This is a genomic window from Sphingomonas bacterium (genome assembly GCF_903642285.1).
In the GTDB taxonomy this organism is placed as follows: Bacteria; Pseudomonadota; Alphaproteobacteria; order Sphingomonadales; family Sphingomonadaceae; genus Sphingomonas.
Genome location: NZ_CAHJWJ010000006.1, coordinates 41391 through 58162, shown reverse-complemented (window position 1 = coordinate 58162; position 16772 = coordinate 41391). Strand labels below are relative to the sequence as shown.

Annotated in this window: 14 protein-coding genes and 1 pseudogene; 2 read left to right on the top strand and 13 right to left on the bottom strand. The window is 68.4% G+C overall.

Annotated elements, in window-relative coordinates; all coding sequences use genetic code 11:
• Nucleotides 1–24: 24 nt before the first annotated feature.
• From ccmE to HUU99_RS04630, 7 genes and pseudogenes are all read right to left on the bottom strand, one after another.
• Nucleotides 25–459 carry a cytochrome c maturation protein CcmE gene (gene ccmE / locus HUU99_RS04650; protein WP_174285414.1) on the bottom strand — a complete coding sequence of 145 codons (435 nt, stop codon included), beginning with the start codon at nucleotides 457–459 and terminating at the stop codon, nucleotides 25–27.
• 97 nt (nucleotides 460–556) lie between these two features.
• Nucleotides 557–1282, bottom strand: a complete 726-nt coding sequence (gene ccmC, locus HUU99_RS04645) for a heme ABC transporter permease CcmC (protein ID WP_174285481.1) — start codon at nucleotides 1280–1282, stop codon at nucleotides 557–559.
• Between the two features lie 137 nt (nucleotides 1283–1419).
• Nucleotides 1420–4164: a preprotein translocase subunit SecA gene (secA, locus tag HUU99_RS04640; protein WP_174285413.1), complete on the bottom strand. Its 2745-nt coding sequence runs from the start codon at nucleotides 4162–4164 to the stop codon at nucleotides 1420–1422.
• A gap of 97 nt (nucleotides 4165–4261) precedes the next feature.
• Nucleotides 4262–4519, bottom strand: a complete 258-nt coding sequence (locus HUU99_RS04635; protein WP_174285412.1) for a hypothetical protein — start codon at nucleotides 4517–4519, stop codon at nucleotides 4262–4264.
• A gap of 40 nt (nucleotides 4520–4559) precedes the next feature.
• On the bottom strand, nucleotides 4560–4721 hold the full coding sequence (locus tag HUU99_RS15770; RefSeq protein WP_368039917.1) for a PIN domain-containing protein: 162 nt from the start codon (nucleotides 4719–4721) through the stop codon (nucleotides 4560–4562).
• Between the two features lie 134 nt (nucleotides 4722–4855).
• Nucleotides 4856–4933: pseudogene (locus HUU99_RS15765) on the bottom strand (hypothetical protein); the annotation flags it as partial.
• Nucleotides 4917–5207 carry a type II toxin-antitoxin system Phd/YefM family antitoxin gene (locus HUU99_RS04630; RefSeq protein WP_174285411.1) on the bottom strand — a complete coding sequence of 97 codons (291 nt, stop codon included), beginning with the start codon at nucleotides 5205–5207 and terminating at the stop codon, nucleotides 4917–4919. The gene HUU99_RS04630 and the pseudogene HUU99_RS15765, both read right to left, overlap by 17 nt.
• 74 nt (nucleotides 5208–5281) lie before the next feature.
• Between HUU99_RS04630 and argJ the strand changes: the two genes are divergently transcribed.
• Together argJ and HUU99_RS04620 are read left to right on the top strand one after the other, a co-directional pair.
• Complete coding sequence (gene argJ, locus HUU99_RS04625) at nucleotides 5282–6502, top strand: bifunctional glutamate N-acetyltransferase/amino-acid acetyltransferase ArgJ (protein ID WP_174285410.1); 1221 nt, start codon at nucleotides 5282–5284, stop codon at nucleotides 6500–6502.
• A 143-nt stretch (nucleotides 6503–6645) separates the two neighbouring features.
• Complete coding sequence (locus HUU99_RS04620; protein WP_174285409.1) at nucleotides 6646–7707, top strand: hypothetical protein; 1062 nt, start codon at nucleotides 6646–6648, stop codon at nucleotides 7705–7707.
• A 55-nt stretch (nucleotides 7708–7762) separates the two neighbouring features.
• Here the strand turns inward: HUU99_RS04620 and trxA are convergent, their stop codons facing one another.
• The 6 genes from trxA to tsaE are packed head-to-tail and all read right to left on the bottom strand — an operon-like array spanning nucleotide 7763 to nucleotide 16683.
• Entirely contained in the window at nucleotides 7763–8086 is a 324-nt protein-coding gene (gene trxA / locus HUU99_RS04615) for a thioredoxin TrxA (protein ID WP_174285408.1), read from the bottom strand.
• Between the two features lie 50 nt (nucleotides 8087–8136).
• Complete coding sequence (gene addA / locus HUU99_RS04610; protein WP_174285407.1) at nucleotides 8137–11580, bottom strand: double-strand break repair helicase AddA; 3444 nt, start codon at nucleotides 11578–11580, stop codon at nucleotides 8137–8139.
• Nucleotides 11570–14533: a double-strand break repair protein AddB gene (addB, locus tag HUU99_RS04605; protein ID WP_174285406.1), complete on the bottom strand. Its 2964-nt coding sequence runs from the start codon at nucleotides 14531–14533 to the stop codon at nucleotides 11570–11572. The genes addA and addB overlap by 11 nt, the downstream gene beginning before the upstream one ends.
• Entirely contained in the window at nucleotides 14526–15281 is a 756-nt protein-coding gene (locus HUU99_RS04600; protein ID WP_174285405.1) for a nucleotidyltransferase family protein, read from the bottom strand. Before HUU99_RS04600 ends, addB begins: the two co-directional genes overlap by 8 nt.
• Nucleotides 15278–16246 (bottom strand): aminoglycoside phosphotransferase family protein, encoded by a 969-nt coding sequence (locus HUU99_RS04595; protein ID WP_174285404.1) that lies wholly within the window; start codon nucleotides 16244–16246, stop codon nucleotides 15278–15280. Before HUU99_RS04595 ends, HUU99_RS04600 begins: the two co-directional genes overlap by 4 nt.
• The gene (gene tsaE, locus HUU99_RS04590) at nucleotides 16243–16683 is read right to left on the bottom strand and encodes a tRNA (adenosine(37)-N6)-threonylcarbamoyltransferase complex ATPase subunit type 1 TsaE (RefSeq protein WP_174285403.1); all 441 of its coding nucleotides are present in this window, start codon (nucleotides 16681–16683) and stop codon (nucleotides 16243–16245) included. Before tsaE ends, HUU99_RS04595 begins: the two co-directional genes overlap by 4 nt.
• Nucleotides 16684–16772: the final 89 nt, after the last annotated feature.

Sequence of the window (16772 nt, the reverse complement as noted above, 5' to 3'; positions counted from 1 at the left end):
CGGGGTGGGAGAAGGATAAAGCCATCACTGCACCAGCGACTTCGTCTCGTGCATCGCGCCCGCCACCTGCGGCGGCATGTATTTCTCGTCGTGCTTGGCGAGCAGGTTCGACGCGACGAACAGGCCGCTCGGCTGGAACGCGCCTTCCGCGACCACGCCGGATCGTTCGCGAAACAGGTCCGGCACGATACCGGCAAACACCACCGGCGTCGTCGCGCGGCCGTCGGTCACGATGAAATGTACCGTCACGCCGTCGGCGGCGCGCTTGACCGATCCGCCCGCGACCATCCCGCCAAGCCGCACCGCACGGCCGAGCGGTAGTCCGGCCTTCGCCACGTCGGATGGCGCGTAGAAGAACGACGCCTGGTCTTTCAGCGCCGACAGCGCCAACGCCCCAGCCCCCGCCACCGCGCCGACCGCCAGTAACGCCAGCGTCAGCCGCTGATGCTTCGCCTTCACTTCTCCGCCCTCGCCATCGCCAGATAGCTGACGATCAGCAACGCGGCCGCGCCGCCGATCGTCACGGCATAGGCCGCGACCACGAACGACCATTGGTTCATATCCGCGCCATCCGCCGCATCCGCGCCTCGGCCTTCGCGGTCGCCAGCATCGCGCGCATCCGCATCAGGACGATGCCGGCGAACAGGGCCGTGAACCCCGCCAGCATGAACCATAACGGCCACAGGATCGACGGATCGATCGTCGAGCGAGTCAACCCGATGCTTTGCCCCTGGTGCAGCGTGTTCCACCAAACCACCGAATAGCGGATGATGGGGAGCAGGACCGTTCCCGCAATGCCGAAGATCGCCGGTACGCGTCCGTCGCCGCCGCCGTCCGAATCCGCCTTCGCGAGCGCAATATAGGCGAGATAGACGAAGAACAGGAGCAGCATCGACGTCAGCCGCCCGTCCCATTCCCACCATGTGCCCCAAGTCGGCCGCCCCCAGATCGATCCCGACGCAAGGCAGATCGCGGCGAACACCGCCCCCGGCACCGCGATCGCGCGCGCTGCGATGCCAGCAAGCGGGTGCCGCCACACGAGCAATGCGATGCTGGCGACCGCGATCCCGCTCCATCCACCCATACCGAGCCAGGCGGCGGGGACGTGGACATAGAGGATCCGCACCGTCTCGCCCTGCAGATAATCGGGCGGCGTCCGCGTCAGCCCGGCCCAGCAGCCGACCGCGATCAGCACGATCCCGCCCCAGCTCAGCAGCGGCGTCAGCGGCTTGGCGAGCCGCAGGAAACGGGCCGGGTTGGCGAGGGCGTGGAGGGTGGGCATCCGTGGCGGATCAGTAAGGGGATTTGCGCGCGGCGTCACCCACCATCCGCCATCCGCCATCCGCCATCCCTCATTCGTCATGCCGGGCCTGTCCCGGGGTGACGGGGGTTTGTGTGGGGCGGTTAGGTGAGCCGATCCTAAGCCGTCACCGCGCCGTGGCAATGCTTGTACTTGTTCCCCGACCCGCACGGGCACGGCGCATTGCGGCTGACCAGGCCCTGCCATTCCGCAGGATCCTGCCCGAAAGCCGCGGGATCGGGTTGCGGGATCTGCAATGGCGGCAATTGCGTGGTCACCCGACCGAACGTCCCGCCGTCTATATCCGCCGAATCGTCCATCCCCGTGAACGGATCGAAATGCGTCGTGATGAAATCGGGCAACTCGGGCAAAGCCGGCGGCATCTGCGTATGAAATTCCGCGAAGGCGATCGTCTTCGTCACGTCGGTACGGATATTGTCGAGCATCCGCTGGAACAGCGAGAACGCCTCCTGCTTATATTCGTTGATCGGCGTCTTCTGCGCATAGGCGCGCAGGTGGACGACCTGGCGCAGTGCGTCGAGCGTCGACAGATGCTCCTTCCAGTGATGGTCGAGATTCTGCAGCAGGATCGACTTCTCGACCGAGGTCCAGGTCTCTTCCGACAGGTCCGCCGCCTTCTGCTTCACGCTCGCATCCGCCAGTTCGCGGACCCGCTCCTCGACCAGTTCGGGGTCGATCTCCTCCTCCTTCAGCCAGTCATCGATCGGCGGGGTCAGGTTCAGCACCTCGGCTAGACTTGTCTTCATCCCCTCGACGTTCCACTGCTCGGGATAGCTGTTCGGGGGGCATGCATCGCCGACGATCGTGTTGACCGTTTCCGTGCGCATATCCTCGACCATCTCGCCGACGCCGTCCGCGTCCATGATGTCGCTGCGCTGTTCGTAGATGACCTTGCGCTGGTCGTTCATCACGTCGTCATATTCGACGACCTGCTTGCGGATGTCGTAATTGCGTGCCTCGACCTTCTTCTGCGCGGTCTCGATCGCCTTCGACAACCACTTGGAGCCGATCGCCTCGCCGTCCTCGATGTTCGATCGCATCATGCGCGCGAACAGCGTGTCGGGGCCGAAGATCCGCAGCAGATCGTCATCGAGGCTGAGATAGAAGCGCGACAGTCCCGGATCGCCCTGCCGCCCGGACCGGCCGCGTAGCTGATTGTCGATCCGTCGGCTCTCGTGCCGCTCGGTGCCGAGCACGAACAGGCCGCCGGCGTCGAGCACCGCCGCCTTCTCCGCCTTGATCTCGGCGTCGATCGTCGCGGCGCGCGCCTCGTAGTCGGGCGTTCCGGCGACGAGATGGGGGTGTTCGTCCAGCATCCGGAATTCCAGGTTGCCGCCAAGCTGGATGTCGGTCCCGCGGCCCGCCATGTTGGTCGCGATCGTCACGGCTCCCTTGCGACCCGCCTGCGCCACGATGTGCGCCTCCATCTCGTGGAAACGCGCGTTCAGCACCTTGTGCTCGACCTTTTCCTGGCTGAGGAATTCGCTCAGCAATTCGGACTTCTCGATCGACACGGTACCGACCAGCACGGGCTGGCCCTTGTCGGCATGGGCGCGGATCTTCTTGGCGATCGCGCGGAACTTGTCCGCGGTGTCCTTGTAGAACTCGTCTTCCTCGTCCTCGCGCTTGACGGGCACGTTGGTCGGGATGCTGACCACGTTCATCTTGTAGATGTCGTAGAATTCCGCTGCCTCGGTCGCCGCGGTGCCGGTCATGCCGCTGAGTTTGGGATACATGCGGAAATAATTCTGGAAGGTGATCGACGCCATCGTCTGGTTTTCGGGCTCGATCGTGACACCCTCCTTGGCCTCGACCGCCTGGTGGAGTCCGTCGGACCAGCGCCGCCCGTCCATCATGCGGCCGGTGAATTCGTCGATGATGACGACCTTGCCGTCCTTGACGATGTAATCGGTATCGCGCTTGAACATCATGTTCGCGCGCAGCGCCTGGTTCAGATGGTGGACGACCTGCGTGTTCTCGAAATCATACAGGTTCTGCCCTTCGAGCAACCCGGCGGTCTCCAGCATCCGCTCGACCTTCTCGGTCCCGTCCTCGGTCAGGATGATCGACTTCTGCTTTTCATCCTTCTCGTAATCGATCGGTTCGAGCAGCTTCACGACCGCGTTGACCTGCATGTACAGTTCCGACTTGTCGTCGGTCGGACCCGAGATGATGAGCGGCGTGCGCGCCTCGTCGATCAGGACCGAGTCCACCTCGTCGACGATCGCCATCGCGAACGGCCGCTGCACCATCGACGCGCGATCGTACTTCATGTTGTCGCGCAGATAATCGAAACCGAACTCGTTGTTCGTGCCATAGGTGATGTCGGCGTTATACGCGTCGCGACGCTGTTCGTCGCTGAGGTTGGGCACGATGACCCCGACGGTCAGCCCGAGGAACTTGTAGACCTGCCCCATCCACTCCGAATCGCGCGCGGCGAGATAATCGTTGACGGTGATGACATGCACGCCCTTGCCGGGCAGCGCGTTGAGATAGGTGGCGAGCGTCGCGACCAGCGTCTTGCCCTCGCCGGTGCGCATCTCCGCGATCTCGCCGCGGTGCAGGACGATCCCGCCGACCATCTGCACGTCGTAATGCCGCTGCCCGAGCGCGCGTTTCGCCGCCTCGCGCACCGTCGCGAAGGCTTCGGGCAGCAGGTCGTCGAGCTTGGTGCCTTCCGCAAGCCGCTCGCGGAAGAGGACGGTCTGGTGCGCAAGCTGCTCGTCCGACATCGCGCTCAGCGTCGGTTCGAACGTGGCGATCTTCGCGAGGATAGGGTTCAGCGACTTGACGTAGCGGTCGTTGGACGACCCGAAAATGGATTTGGCGAGGCCACCGAACATGGGGATTTCCTGAGATTGCGATGCGCGGCTGTCGGATGGACAGTCGCGTAGGAGAAAAGGGGGAGAAAAGCGGACCGCGGTCCGGATCGACGTCGCGCTATTCGCGCCGACGGTTCGCCCAAAAGTCGATCGAGACGACGCGAACGAATGCGACCGCGGCTTCCATCGCAGCGGACGCGACCAGCTTCGGCAAAGGCACCACCGGCCGCTGCGCGATCAGCGCCGCCGCAGCCCGTGCGGGTTGCACGGCGACAGACCGCGCCGCCACCGCCTGCGCGACCTCGGGCCGACGCACGGCCGACCCGATGCCAGTCAGCGCGGACAGCAGGGCGGATAGGAGGATGAGCAGATTCATCGTTGCATGCCACTTAGGCGAGGGTAAGCGCGGCGTCCACTCACCACAGGCTACGTACGGGATATCGCCGAATCATCGCATCGGCAGTGACGAGCGTCAGGTTGTCATGGATCGCATGCGCGATCAGCATCCGATCGACGGGGTCGCGGTGCAACATCGGCATCGTGGCAAGGAGACGCCAGATGTCCAAAGGAAGCGGCAGAATAGTCGCCTCGATACGCGTCGAGATTTGCTCGATACCCGAGATAGTCCGAAACGCCCACGCTGATGAAGGTCGGAAGATTCGAATGCTACGACGGCGCTGACGAAAATGCGATTTGCGACATCCTCGATTGCTTCACGTGCGCGTGCCGTCAGCCGTCGGTCTTCGGCACCGATCCAAACTAAGACCTGTGTATCAAGCAGCAGGGCCAAATTTACGCTGCCACCGTTCCTCCAGCTCCTCGTCGGTCATCGAAGGCGGAATGTCCAAATCGAAACCCTTCAGTTCTTCCTTCCACATCCCGAATGCCGATTTCCGCAGGGCGCGACGGCGTTCGATCTCGCTATCGGCTTCCCCGTCGATCGGCACGATCCGCGCCTGCCAGCTGCCTATCTGACCCAACACGACGTCCTCGCCACGCACGACGGCGGCGACCAGTTCCGCCAGCCGCTTCTCCGCCTCGCTGATGGTTACGTGGATCGTCATGCCGGCAGGCTAAATGCCGGGTTCGACACGGTCAAGCACTGGCAGCGCGGCGGACCACTGACTATGGCGATACGATGGAACCCTCCCCGCTCGCCATTCCCTTCCCGGACATGCCGCCGATCGCTGGCGTAACGCTCCGCGTCGCGCGTGCCCGCTACAAGCTGTGGGATCGCTGCGACCTGACCTTCGTTACGCTAGCTCCCGACACGACCGTCGCGGGTGTCTTGACCAGCAGCCGATGCCCCTCGCCCGAGGTCGAATGGTGCCGCCGTGCGCTGACCCTCGGACAGGCGCGCGCGCTCGTCGTCAATGCCGGCAATTCCAACGCCTTTACGGGCAATCGCGGCCGCGCCGCGGTGGAGGCGATCGCGGCGCGGACCGCGGGGCATCTGGGTTGCCAGCCATCGGACGTGTTCGTCGCCTCGACCGGGGTGATCGGCGTGCCGCTGCCGGTCGACAAGGCGGAGGCCGGGCTCGACGCCGCGTTCGCAGCCGATACCTGTACCTGGGAAGATGCCGCCGGGACCATCGGGACGACCGATACCTTTACCAAGGGCGCGGTAACGACCGCGGTCATCGGCGACCGGACGGTAACGCTGGCCGGGATCGTCAAGGGGTCGGGCATGATCGCGCCCGACATGGCGACGATGCTCGGCTTCATCTTTACCGACGCCGCAGTCGCGCCCGATTTCCTGCAGCGCGCGCTGACCGCCGCGAATGCACCAAGCTTCTCGTGCATCACGGTCGACGGCGATACGTCGACCAGCGATACCGTGCTCGCCTTCGCGACGGGCGCAGCGGCGAACGCGGTGCTGGCCGACGACGACAGCATCGGCGCGGACGCGTTCCGCGCGGCGCTGGCCGACCTGTGCCACCAACTCGCCATGCTGGTGGTGCGCGACGGCGAGGGCGCGCGGAAGCTTATCGCGATCACGGTCGACGGCGCGGAAAGCGACCGCAGCGCGCACCGGATCGCGATGTCCATCGCCAATTCGCCGCTGGTGAAGACCGCGATCGCGGGAGAGGATGCCAATTGGGGCCGGATCGTCATGGCGGTCGGCAAGGCCGGCGAACCCGCCGAGCGCGACAGACTATCGATCCGCTTCGGCAATACGCAGGTCGCACGCGATGGCGTGGCGGTGGAAGGATATGACGAGGCACCGGTAACTGCCCATCTGCGAGACCGTGAGATCGAGGTCGGTGTCGACCTGGGTCTGGGCGAGGGCCGCGCGACCGTCTGGACCTGCGACCTGACGCACGGCTACATCAGCATCAACGGCGACTACCGGAGTTGAAGTGCGGCCGCTCGCTCACTCGAGTCAGGTCCGGACCGCTTGCAGACAGGAGTGACCCGCCGATGTGGTACGTCGGATCCCATCAGACTGGAAGCCCGCGTAGGAGTGCCCCCTTCCGGAGCGGGTTTCGGCCATCCAAGCCCGTGCGCCGCGCGGCGAGGGCGTCCGCGATCATCCTCGCCTCGATCGGCTCGCCGGCGGCGACCCCGGCGATGCCGCGGGCAACGACCGGCCAAAGGGCCGAGGTGCCGATCCGGGAGGTGGTGCTGGGCGACGGCACGCGCCGTTACGGTGTGTCAATCGTGATCGGGACGACGCGCGTCGAGGCGGGGCTGGACACCGGGTCGACGGGCCTTCGCGTCTTGCCGACCGGGCTTGCACAGGAAGACGTTCGGCCCACACCCGCAACGGACTATATGGAATACGGCGGTGGCGTGCGGCTGGACGGCAACGTTGCCGAGGCGTCCGTCGCGGTCGGTGCGCTGCGCGGAAACGCCACGCTGCAACTGGTCCGGGCCGTGTCGTGCGTCCGCGGCAAGGCAGATTGCACCGCCGCCGCGGTCTCGTTCGCCCGCTACCGCATCATGGGTGGCGACAAGCCGGATGAGGGCTTCGCGGCCATACTCGGCATCAACATGGGTGCCGCTGCGGACGTCGCAAACCCGCTGCGCGGCCTCGGCGCGCATCGCTGGATTATCGACCTGCCGCGCCCGGGCGAACCCGGCCCCGGCCGCCTCGTCCTCAATCCCACCGAAGCCGAGACGGCGGGCTACGCGCCCGTCGAGATCGTCGACAGCTTCGCAGCGGCGCGAGGCTCGCTCCACGATGCCGTGCGCGGCTGCCTCGTAAACGGAACCAGCCGGGAGAAGACTTGCGGCGCGGTGGTGCTCGACATCGGCGATCCGGGGCTGCGGATCGTCAGCGCCAACACACCCGCCGGGCCATGGCCCGGCGGGACGCCGATCACGCTGTTCTTCGCGGACGCGGCCGGGCATGTCCACACCGCAGAGCAGGCGACGATCGGCATGGATCAGACAACGACGCTTGTCTTCGAGAACCGTCCCGGTGCCCACCAGCCGTTCATCCTGACGGGCGTGCTTCCCTACCTGTCCTATTCCGTGCTGTACGACCCGGAACACGGCACGATCGCCTTCAAACCGCGATCGAAGCTTGCGGGAGCGCCATTCGCGTTGCCGACGGATTGAATGGCGCCGGCCCGCTGCGCCGCGGAGCGGTCGGCCCGCAGGCCGCCCGCCTCACCTACGCCAGCTCGCCTTCCAGCCACGCCTTGATCCGCCCCTTGGGCTCCGCGCCGACCTTCGTCGCAGCGGGTGCGCCGTCCTTGAACAGGATCATCGTCGGAATGCCGCGTACGCCGTATTTGCCCGGAGCATCTGGGTTTTCGTCGATGTTCAGCTTCGTGATCGTCACCCGTTCGCCGAGTTCTTCGGAAATTTCCTCCAGGCTCGGCCCGATCATCTTGCACGGCCCGCACCATTCGGCCCAGAAATCGACGAGCACCGGGCCATCGGCCTTCAGGACGTCGGCGTCGAAGCTGGCGTCGGTGATCTGCTTGGTGGCCATGATGAAATTCTCCTTGTCGCCAATCAATCTAGGGGGTGCGACCGCCGCCCTCAAGCGCCATCGGCCAAGCTTTGCTCGGTCGCGCGCAAGGCGGGCTTGTTCGCGGCCAGCAGATCGGGCGGCAACGGGATCGGCATCGGCCCCGCGGTGTAGACCAACGTCGCCTCGACCCGCCGCCCCGGGAAGATCACTTCCAGCGCCGCGACATAGGCCGCCATCTGCCGCACATGGAATTCGGGCACGTCGGCCAGCCCCGCCGGAACCCGCCGCCCGGTCTTGAAATCGACGACGTGCACCAGGTCGGGCGCGACGAGCAGCCGGTCGACCGTCCCCGACACGACGGTTCCATCCGGCAAGGTCGCCGCGATCGGCACCTCGGCAAGCGCATCCGGCGCGAACATCGCGGCGAAGCGTGCGTCCTCGATCACCGACAGCACCCCGTCGACGATCGCTGCGCGCGTGCCGCGATCGGCGACCCCTCCCGCCTCCTGCAGCCAACGATCGGCGGCGGCGCGGCGCGCATCGGGCGCGACCGGAGGCAGGCGTTCGAACAGCGCGTGGACCAGCCGGCCGCGCTCGGCCGCAGCCTGCATCGCGACGGTCGGCGGCGGATCCGACGTCGCGTCCTCCCCGAGCGACGATGGCGTCAGCGGTCGCGAGGGGCGCGGGTCGGCGGGCGGTGCACGCCGGACCCATTCGGGAAGCATCGCGCGCGCATCCGGGGCCGTGGCCCGCCGGTCGTCGATCCGGACCGGCGGTTGCGGCGTCCGGCCGACGAACACCCGCTCCCCCTCGCCCGTCACGCCCAATGCGGTCAGCGCGCGATCCGCGGCGGCGTACCAGCTCGACACCGGCGGTAACCCTCCCGCTCTCGGCCCGAGCGACCCGGCGATGACCAACCGCTCCTCCGCGCGTGTCGACGCGACGTAGAACAGCCGCCAATGCTCCGCGAGGTCGCGCGCTTCGGCTGCCGTCATGGCGTCGTCCAGCGGACCGCCCCGCTCCGACGCGCGCGGCCGGAACACGGGGATCGGGGCGTCCATCCCGTCGGGCGTCCAGCGCAGGACCGATCGCGGCGATTTGGCGGGATCGACGGTCGCGTCCGCCAGGATGACCAACGGTGCCTGCAATCCCTTCGCGCCGTGCGCGGTCATCACCCGCACCGCATCGAGCGGCTGCGACGGATCGCGGACGATGTCGACATCGCCGCGGTCGAACCAGTCGAGGAAGCGTTGCAGCGACGGCGTGGTCGCGACCTCGAAATCGAGCGCGGCGGCCAGCAATTCCTCGATCGGATCGCGCGCCTCCGCGCCAAGCCGGTGAACGAGCTTGCGCCGCCCGTCGAGCGCGCCGGACAGGATATCCTCGAGGAACCGGTACGGCGTGGTCACATCCGCCCGCGCCAGCATCGCCCGCAGCGGCGCGAGCCGGTCGTCGCTCTGCGTATCGCGCAGGTGCCGCCACAGGCTGCCCCCGGCGCGGGGCGCCGCCGCCATCAGTTCCTCCTGCGTCCAGCCGATCAACGGCGATACGAGCAAACTCGCCAGGCTGAGATCGTCCTCCGGCTGAAGCACGAACCGGATCGCGGCGAGCAGATCCTGCACCGCCAGCGGCGCGTTGAGCCGCAACCGGTCGACGCCTGCGACCGGCACGCCTTCCGCATATAACCTTGCGACGACGAGCGAAGCCAGGTCGCCGCGCCGCTTGACGAGAATCATGATATCCTCGGGCCGCAGCCGCCGCCCCTTGCTTTCCAGCATCAGCCCGTCGTCAAGCCATCGCTTGATCGCGCGGGCGATATCGATCGCAAGCTTGCGCACCGCGTCGTCGATCCAGTCCTCCTCGTCGCCGTCACTTCCGCCGACCACGACGGGAGGCCAGAGCGTCACCGTCCCCGGGCCAGGCACTTCGCTGGCATGCGCGTCGATGACGGCGATCTCGCCCAATCCCGGCGCGGGGATCGCATCGATCGCGGCATCGACGAATTCGAGGACCGCGCGGGTGGAGCGAAACGAATGCGTAAGGACGAGCTGCTGGAACGGCAGCCCGCGATCCTCGGGCGGCGTGTCGTCATCGCCGAGCGCAAGCGCCGCCTGCCCGGCGAAACGCCGCTCCGCCCAGGCGAAATTGATCGGGTCCGTCCCCTGAAACCCGTAGATCGCCTGCTTATAGTCGCCGACCGTGAACAGCGTCCGTGTCGACGGCGCGTAGATGCCGCGGCCGACGAAGAATTCCTCCGACAGCGCCTGCACGATCCGCCACTGGTTGAGGTTCGTATCCTGCGCCTCGTCGATCAGGACATGCTCGGTCGCCTGATCGAGCTTGAAGCGCACCCATTCGCCGATCCCCGGCTGCGCGAGCAACGCGACGGTGGTCGCGATCAGATCGTCGAAATCGACCGTCCCGGATCGGCGCTTCGCCGCGGCATAGGCGCGCGCATAATCGCGCCCGACGATCAGCGCGTCGGCGAGAAGGTCGGCATAAGCGGCACGGATCGCGAGCGACAGCAGTGCCGCGCAATGCCCGTGCATCGCGGTCGCCATGTCGGCATAGTCGATATGGACCGGTGCCTGCCCCTTGGCGAAGGACCGCAGGCCGCCATCGGCCCGCGCCCATACGAGATGCAGGTCGGCAAGCGTCGCCACCCGGTCGGCCGGGCTGCGTGCGAGCCAGGCGGCGACCGTATCGGCCCGGGCGAGCCCATGCTTCGTCCCCCAGTCGCGGTTCAGCCCGGCCACGACGTGCAGCGTCTCGGCATCGATCGAATCGTCGTCGCAGCCCGCCGCCATCGCCTCGTCGATATCGCCCGAGGGCAATTCCAGCGCACCGCGCAGCCATGGCCGGATACCGCTTGGCAAGGCCTCGAGCGCAGGACCGGCCCGCGCGCAGTCGAGCAGGAAACTTTCCGCGCCGCCCTCGCCCAGCCGGACGCTCAGTCGCCCGATCGTCTCGACCGGCCCTGCGCGACCTTCCCGCTCCGCATCCGCCAGCATGCCGGCAAGCGTCTCGCGCGCCAGCAGCGCCTCCTCGCGCGGTTCCAGCGGGCGGAAGCCGGGGACGATCCCCGCCTCGAGCGGAAATGCCGCGAGCATCCCCTGGCAGAAACCGTGGATCGTCTGGATACGTACCCCGCCGCCACGCGCATCGAGGACCTTGGCGAAGAGCGTCCGCGCGCGGGCCTGAAGCTCGGCGGTCGGGCGTTCGCCCAGCGCGTCCAGGTCGCGCGCGAGCATCGGCCCGGGCATCCGCACCCACGCCGCAAGTCGCCCGGCGATCCGCTGGGTCATCTCCGCTGCACCCGCCTTGGTGAAGGTCAGGCACAGGATCGCCGCCGGATCGGTCCCTTTCAGCAGCAGGCGGAACACCCGCGCCGCCAGCACCTGCGTCTTGCCGGTTCCGGCCGAAGCGGACAGCCAGACATGGGTGCCCGGATCGCTGGCCGCGGCCTGCCCCCCCTTCAGCGGCGGCAGCGGGCGATGCGGATCAGCGCTCACGACCGTACCATTCGTCGCGGCGCATCAGCTGGTCATATTCGGCATAGGGCGCATATTCCGGTACCAGCTTGGCGGTGAAGGGCTCGCTGCCGGTCAGCCATTTCCCCACCGCTGCGACGAAATTCGCCGCGGCGATCCCTGCGAAATCCGCGGTCCGGATCTTGTCCCGCGCGCCGGTCGGGTCGACCGGGCTGTCGACATAGCCGAACGCCTCCTTCTTCTTGGCCAGCGACCAATATTCATACGCCGCTGCGGTGCCGGCGATCCCGGGGAACCCGCCGCGCTCCGCGATCAGGCCGAGCAGTCCCAATTGCAGACTGAACCCGGCGCGCACCGCGGTGGCGGAGGGCGGCTTGCCGGTCTTGTAGTCGACGATGCCGATGCCGCCGTCGGCAAGCCGGTCGATCCGGTCGTAACGGCCCGACAAGGTCACCCCGGCGATCTCGATCTTCCCCTTCCCTTCCGCCGACAAGACGCTGCGGCCGTCCTGCGCGTCCTGCGTCAGTCGGGCCGCGATCCAGTCGATCGCCTCCATCAGTCGCGGCTGCCACAGTGCGCGCATCATCGGGTGAGTCCGCTCGTCCGCCAGCATCGCGCGCGCGCGGTCGGCGAGCTTGTCCACCGCGCAGGCATCCTTCGCCCACCATTGCTCGAGAATGTCGTGGACCGCGACGCCCCGCCACGCCGCGCTCGGGTCGGCATCGACCGGGTCGAGCGGCATCAGCCGCAGCACCCGACGCGCGTAGAAGGCATAGGGGTCGGCCTTCAGCCGATCGACCTCGGTCACCGATATGGCGGTCGGGCGCGACGCGGCCGGCGGCACCGGCGCGGGGCGATCCGCCGGCGCGTGCCCGGGTGGATCATCCAGCGTCCGCGTCCAGCCCTCGATCATCGTCGCCCGCTCGAACCGGTCGCCGGCCATCGCCGCCAGCCGCAGCCAGAAGCGCGACGCGATCGCCGGCGACGTCCCGCTCCGCCGCGCGCGCGTGACCATGACCTGCGGTGCCCCCAGCCCTTGCGCGAAATCATGCGCCGCCGCGCCGATCCGCCGCTCCAGCCCCGGCAGGCCGAGCACGTCGCGAATACGCGGCGCGAGCCACGGATCGGGCGCGGGTGCGTTCGGCCAGGTCCCCTCGTTCAGGCCACCAAGCACCACCAGGTCGGCTGCCTGCAACCGCGCCTCGATCAGCCCGTAGATCGCGAGCCGCGGCGGCCCGCCGCGCTGCACACGGACCGCGGTCTCGTCGAGCAGCGTCCGCAGCAGCGGTGCCAATCCTTCCGGTTCGGCCGAGTACGGTCCCGCCGGTGCCTCCGCCTCCAGATCGGCAAGGAATGCCGAAGCCTCGCGCCCGGCGACGCCCGACCAGATCGCATCGCCGCACAAGGCATCCGCGGTTTCGCGAAGGACCGCGATCATCGGCGCGAGCGGTTGCGGGCCGGTTGCCGCCATCGCCTCGACCGGCACGAGCAGCGCGGCAGCGGTGCGCCACCAGTCGCGCAGCGCCTCCGGCGCGCGTGCGTCCTCCAGATGCGCGCTTACGCCCGCGAGTCCCGGCGATGGTCGCGGTCCGCGCAGCGCCCGGTCGAGCCAGCGTACCCCGTCGAGCCACGCCAGCCGCTCACCCCCGCCGGTCACCAGCGGATGCTTGAGCAAGGCGAGCAGCGCGAGCGGCGCGAACCGCTGCGCTGCCGCTTCGGCGATGTCGAGCAGCAGCGTCCCCGGCGGCAGCAATGCGAGCGGCCGCCCGGCGGAATCGTCGATCGCGATGCCCCAGCGGCCCAGATGCGCGGCGACCCGGTTCGCCAATCCGCGATCGGGCGTGACCAGCGCCGCGGTCCGCCCCGGCACCTCCAGCGCCTCGCGAAGCGCCAGCGCGATCCCTTGCGCTTCGTCCGCCGGCGTTGCGAACTCGGCGACCGATACCCCCGCCAACCGCCGATCCTCGGCGCGCAGGTCGGTCCATCTGGCGGTGAATTCGGCCGGTGCCAGCGCATTGGCGATCGCGCGCGCGCGCGCCGGCGGTGCGTCGGGACCGTCCGAGGCGCCGCGCCAGCCCCGCACTTCGGTGCGCGCGACGCCGATCCGGTCGAGCAGCAGCTTGCCCTGATATTGCGGATGCGTCTCGATCGACCGCCGCCGCCGGCCGGTGACCGGGTCGGGCGTATGCGGACCGAGTGCATCCCACTCCGTGTCGGGCATCGCCGTATCCAGCCCGGCGAATACCACCTGCCCCCGCGGCAGTCGCGCGACGCAACGCAGCAGCCGCGCGACCGCGGGCGCGGTGTCGGTGATCGCAGCGGCACACACGAACGTCTGCGGCGGATCGGCACGCCAACGCTCCGCCAGCCGGTCGAGCAAGGCACCCCGCCGCGCGGCCGCGTCTATCCGTCCGAGCGCTGCCAGCTCGGCCGGCCAGCGATCGAGGACCACGCGGAACAGATCGAGCGAACGCTCCCAGTGCACCGCCAGTTCGGGGCCGAGTTCGATATCGCGCAGCCGGGCCGGCGGGACATCCTCGACCAGCAACTGGTCCAGCGTCCGCGCCAATTCGCCCGCCAGCCGCACCGCCTCGCCCGCATCGACGGAACGGCCCGTGCGCGCACGCTCCTCCGCGATCAGCCGCGCCAGGATCATCCGGCGCCTAAACGGCGCGACGGCGGGCAATGGGGGCGACGGTGCATCGACGGGGTCGAGCGCGACCCCGACCGCCTCGCCGAGATCCGGATCGCCAAGCGCCACCAGCCGCGGCAACAGCAGCGCCCCACCGCTTGCGCGCACGAACGCATCGGTCACTGCACGAACGCCGCGATTGTTGGGCAGCAGGATCAGGCCGCGGGCAAGCGCGGTCGGATCGGCGCGATCGATCCCGCGCATCAACCCGGCGACGAGCGCATCCGCGAACGACCGGTGCGCAGGGATCGTATAGATACGCGGCGAGCGCGGCTCAGCCATCGGCGAGCAGCGCCTCGGTCTTCGCGATCGCAGCCGGCGTCCCGACGTCGAACCACAGCCCCTGATGGACCTGCCCATAAGCGAGTCCCGCCGCGACCGCGCGGTCCCAGAACAGGTTGGTCGAAAACGCACCCTCGGGCCAGTCGACGATCAGCCGCGGATGGACGATCTGCACGCCGGTATAGGTGAACGGCGCGACCCGCCCGGGCTCGCGACGCGCGGTGATCCGGCCGTCGGGCGCGAGGTGGAAATCGCCCGAACCGGTGTGATTGTGCGCCCGCGCCAGCGGTACGACGAGCAGCAGCGCATCCATCGTCATATCGTCCCAGCGCGACGCGAGCAGCCGGATCGCGTCGACCGGCCCGTCGAGCCAGAGATTGTCGCTGTTGACGACCAGCAGCGGTTCGTCGGCGAACAGGTCGCGCGCCTTCACCAATCCCCCGCCCGTTTCCAGCAACGCGCCGCGTTCGTCCGATATCACGATCTCCAGCCCGTCGGCGTGCCGCCCGAGATGCGCCTCGAGCGCGTCCGCCAGATAATGCACGTTGACGATCACGCGCTCGACCCCCGCCGTGCGCAACCGATCGAGGACGTGATCGATCAGCGCCTTGCCCGCGACCTCCACCAGCGGCTTGGGCCGGGTCGCGGTCAACGGGCGCATCCGCTTGCCGATCCCGGCCGCCATCACCATCGCGGTTCTGGGCACGGTGCCGCCCGGTGCCGGCCGGATGCTCCGCAGGCGAGTCATGCCGCCAGCATCGCCGGATCGCCGCGCCATTCTGGCGGGATATGCGCATCGAACCAGGCGGCGACGGGGGCGAGCACGGGCTGCGACAGATCGCGCTCCAGATAGGCCCAGACACGCGGGCAGAGCGCCGCGTAGCGCGGCTTGCCGTCGCGCTTCCACAGTCGCGTGAAGATGCCGAGGATCTTCGCGTTCCGCTGCGCGCCGAGCACGTGATACGCGCCCATGAAGTCCTCCCCCGCGGCCGTCGCCATGCGGTAGCGCGCGATCATCGCCGCTTCGATCGACGGATCGACGTCGCGTCGCGCATCCTGCAGCAACGACACGAGATCATAGGCCGGATGCCCCGCCAGCGCGTCCTGGAAATCGAGCAGGCCGATCGCTCGCTCCGCCCCCACGAGCATCAGGTTCTCGGCATGATAGTCGCGCAATACGGTCACGGGGTCGGGTGCCAGCGCGTGAGCGAAGACCTGATCCCAGGCGGCGAGATACGCGTCCGCATCCGCCTCTATTCCGACAGCGGGGCAATACCATTCGACGAACAACGCCGCCTCTCGCGCGAGCACCGCGCGGTCATAGGGGGCGAACGGCCCAGCGGAATGCGATCGGAGCGCGACCAGTATGTCGACCGCCGCGGTATAGAGCGGCATCTGCGCATCGACCGACGCATCCGCGGCTTCGCGCATCCGGTCGTCGCCGAAATCCTCGATCAGGACCAGCCCGCGCTCGACATCCGCGGCCAGGATCGCGGGCGATCGGAAACCGCGTTCCGACAGCCAGGTTCCGACCGAAAGGAACGGCCGCGGATCCTCGTGCGGCGGCGGCGCGTCCATCAGGACCGCCCGGCGCGTGCCGTCGGTCACGCGGAAATACCGCCGGAACGAGGCATCGCCCGCGAGCGGCGCGATGCTCGCCCCTGCCCAGCCGTGCACGGCCAGAAAGGCGGGCGCATCCGCCGGCGGGGTCATGTCGGCCATCTCCGCTGCCATGCCGGGGGTGCCGTGATAGTCAAGATGCGAGCGCCGTCGGGGGCGAAATCGAGACGCAGCGCCAAGGCACCCGGCCATGCGTCCGGACCAGCGCGGTCGGGCCATTCGACGAGGAGCAACGAGTCGTCCAGCGCCTCGTCGAGCCCCAGTTCCTCGAGCTCACCGGGATCCTCGACGCGGTAGAGATCGACGTGAAGCACCGGCAGACGTACCTCGGGCGGGGCATAGGGCTGGACGATCGCGAAGCTCGGACTCGGTGCTTCGCCCGTCAGGCCGAGCGCGGCAAGAAGCCCGCGCGCGATGCTGGTCTTGCCGGCACCGAGCGGGCCTTCGAGGGTGATGACGTCGCCTGCGCGGACGATCGGGGCGAGCGAGGTGCCGAAGGCTTCGGTGGCGGTGGCGTCGGCTAGGTGCACTGTCCTCACCCTTCGCCGCCTTCGGCGTCTTTTCCCTCTCCCGCTCGGAGAGGGAGGGAGGCGCGAAGCGCCGGAAGGGTGAGGACAGG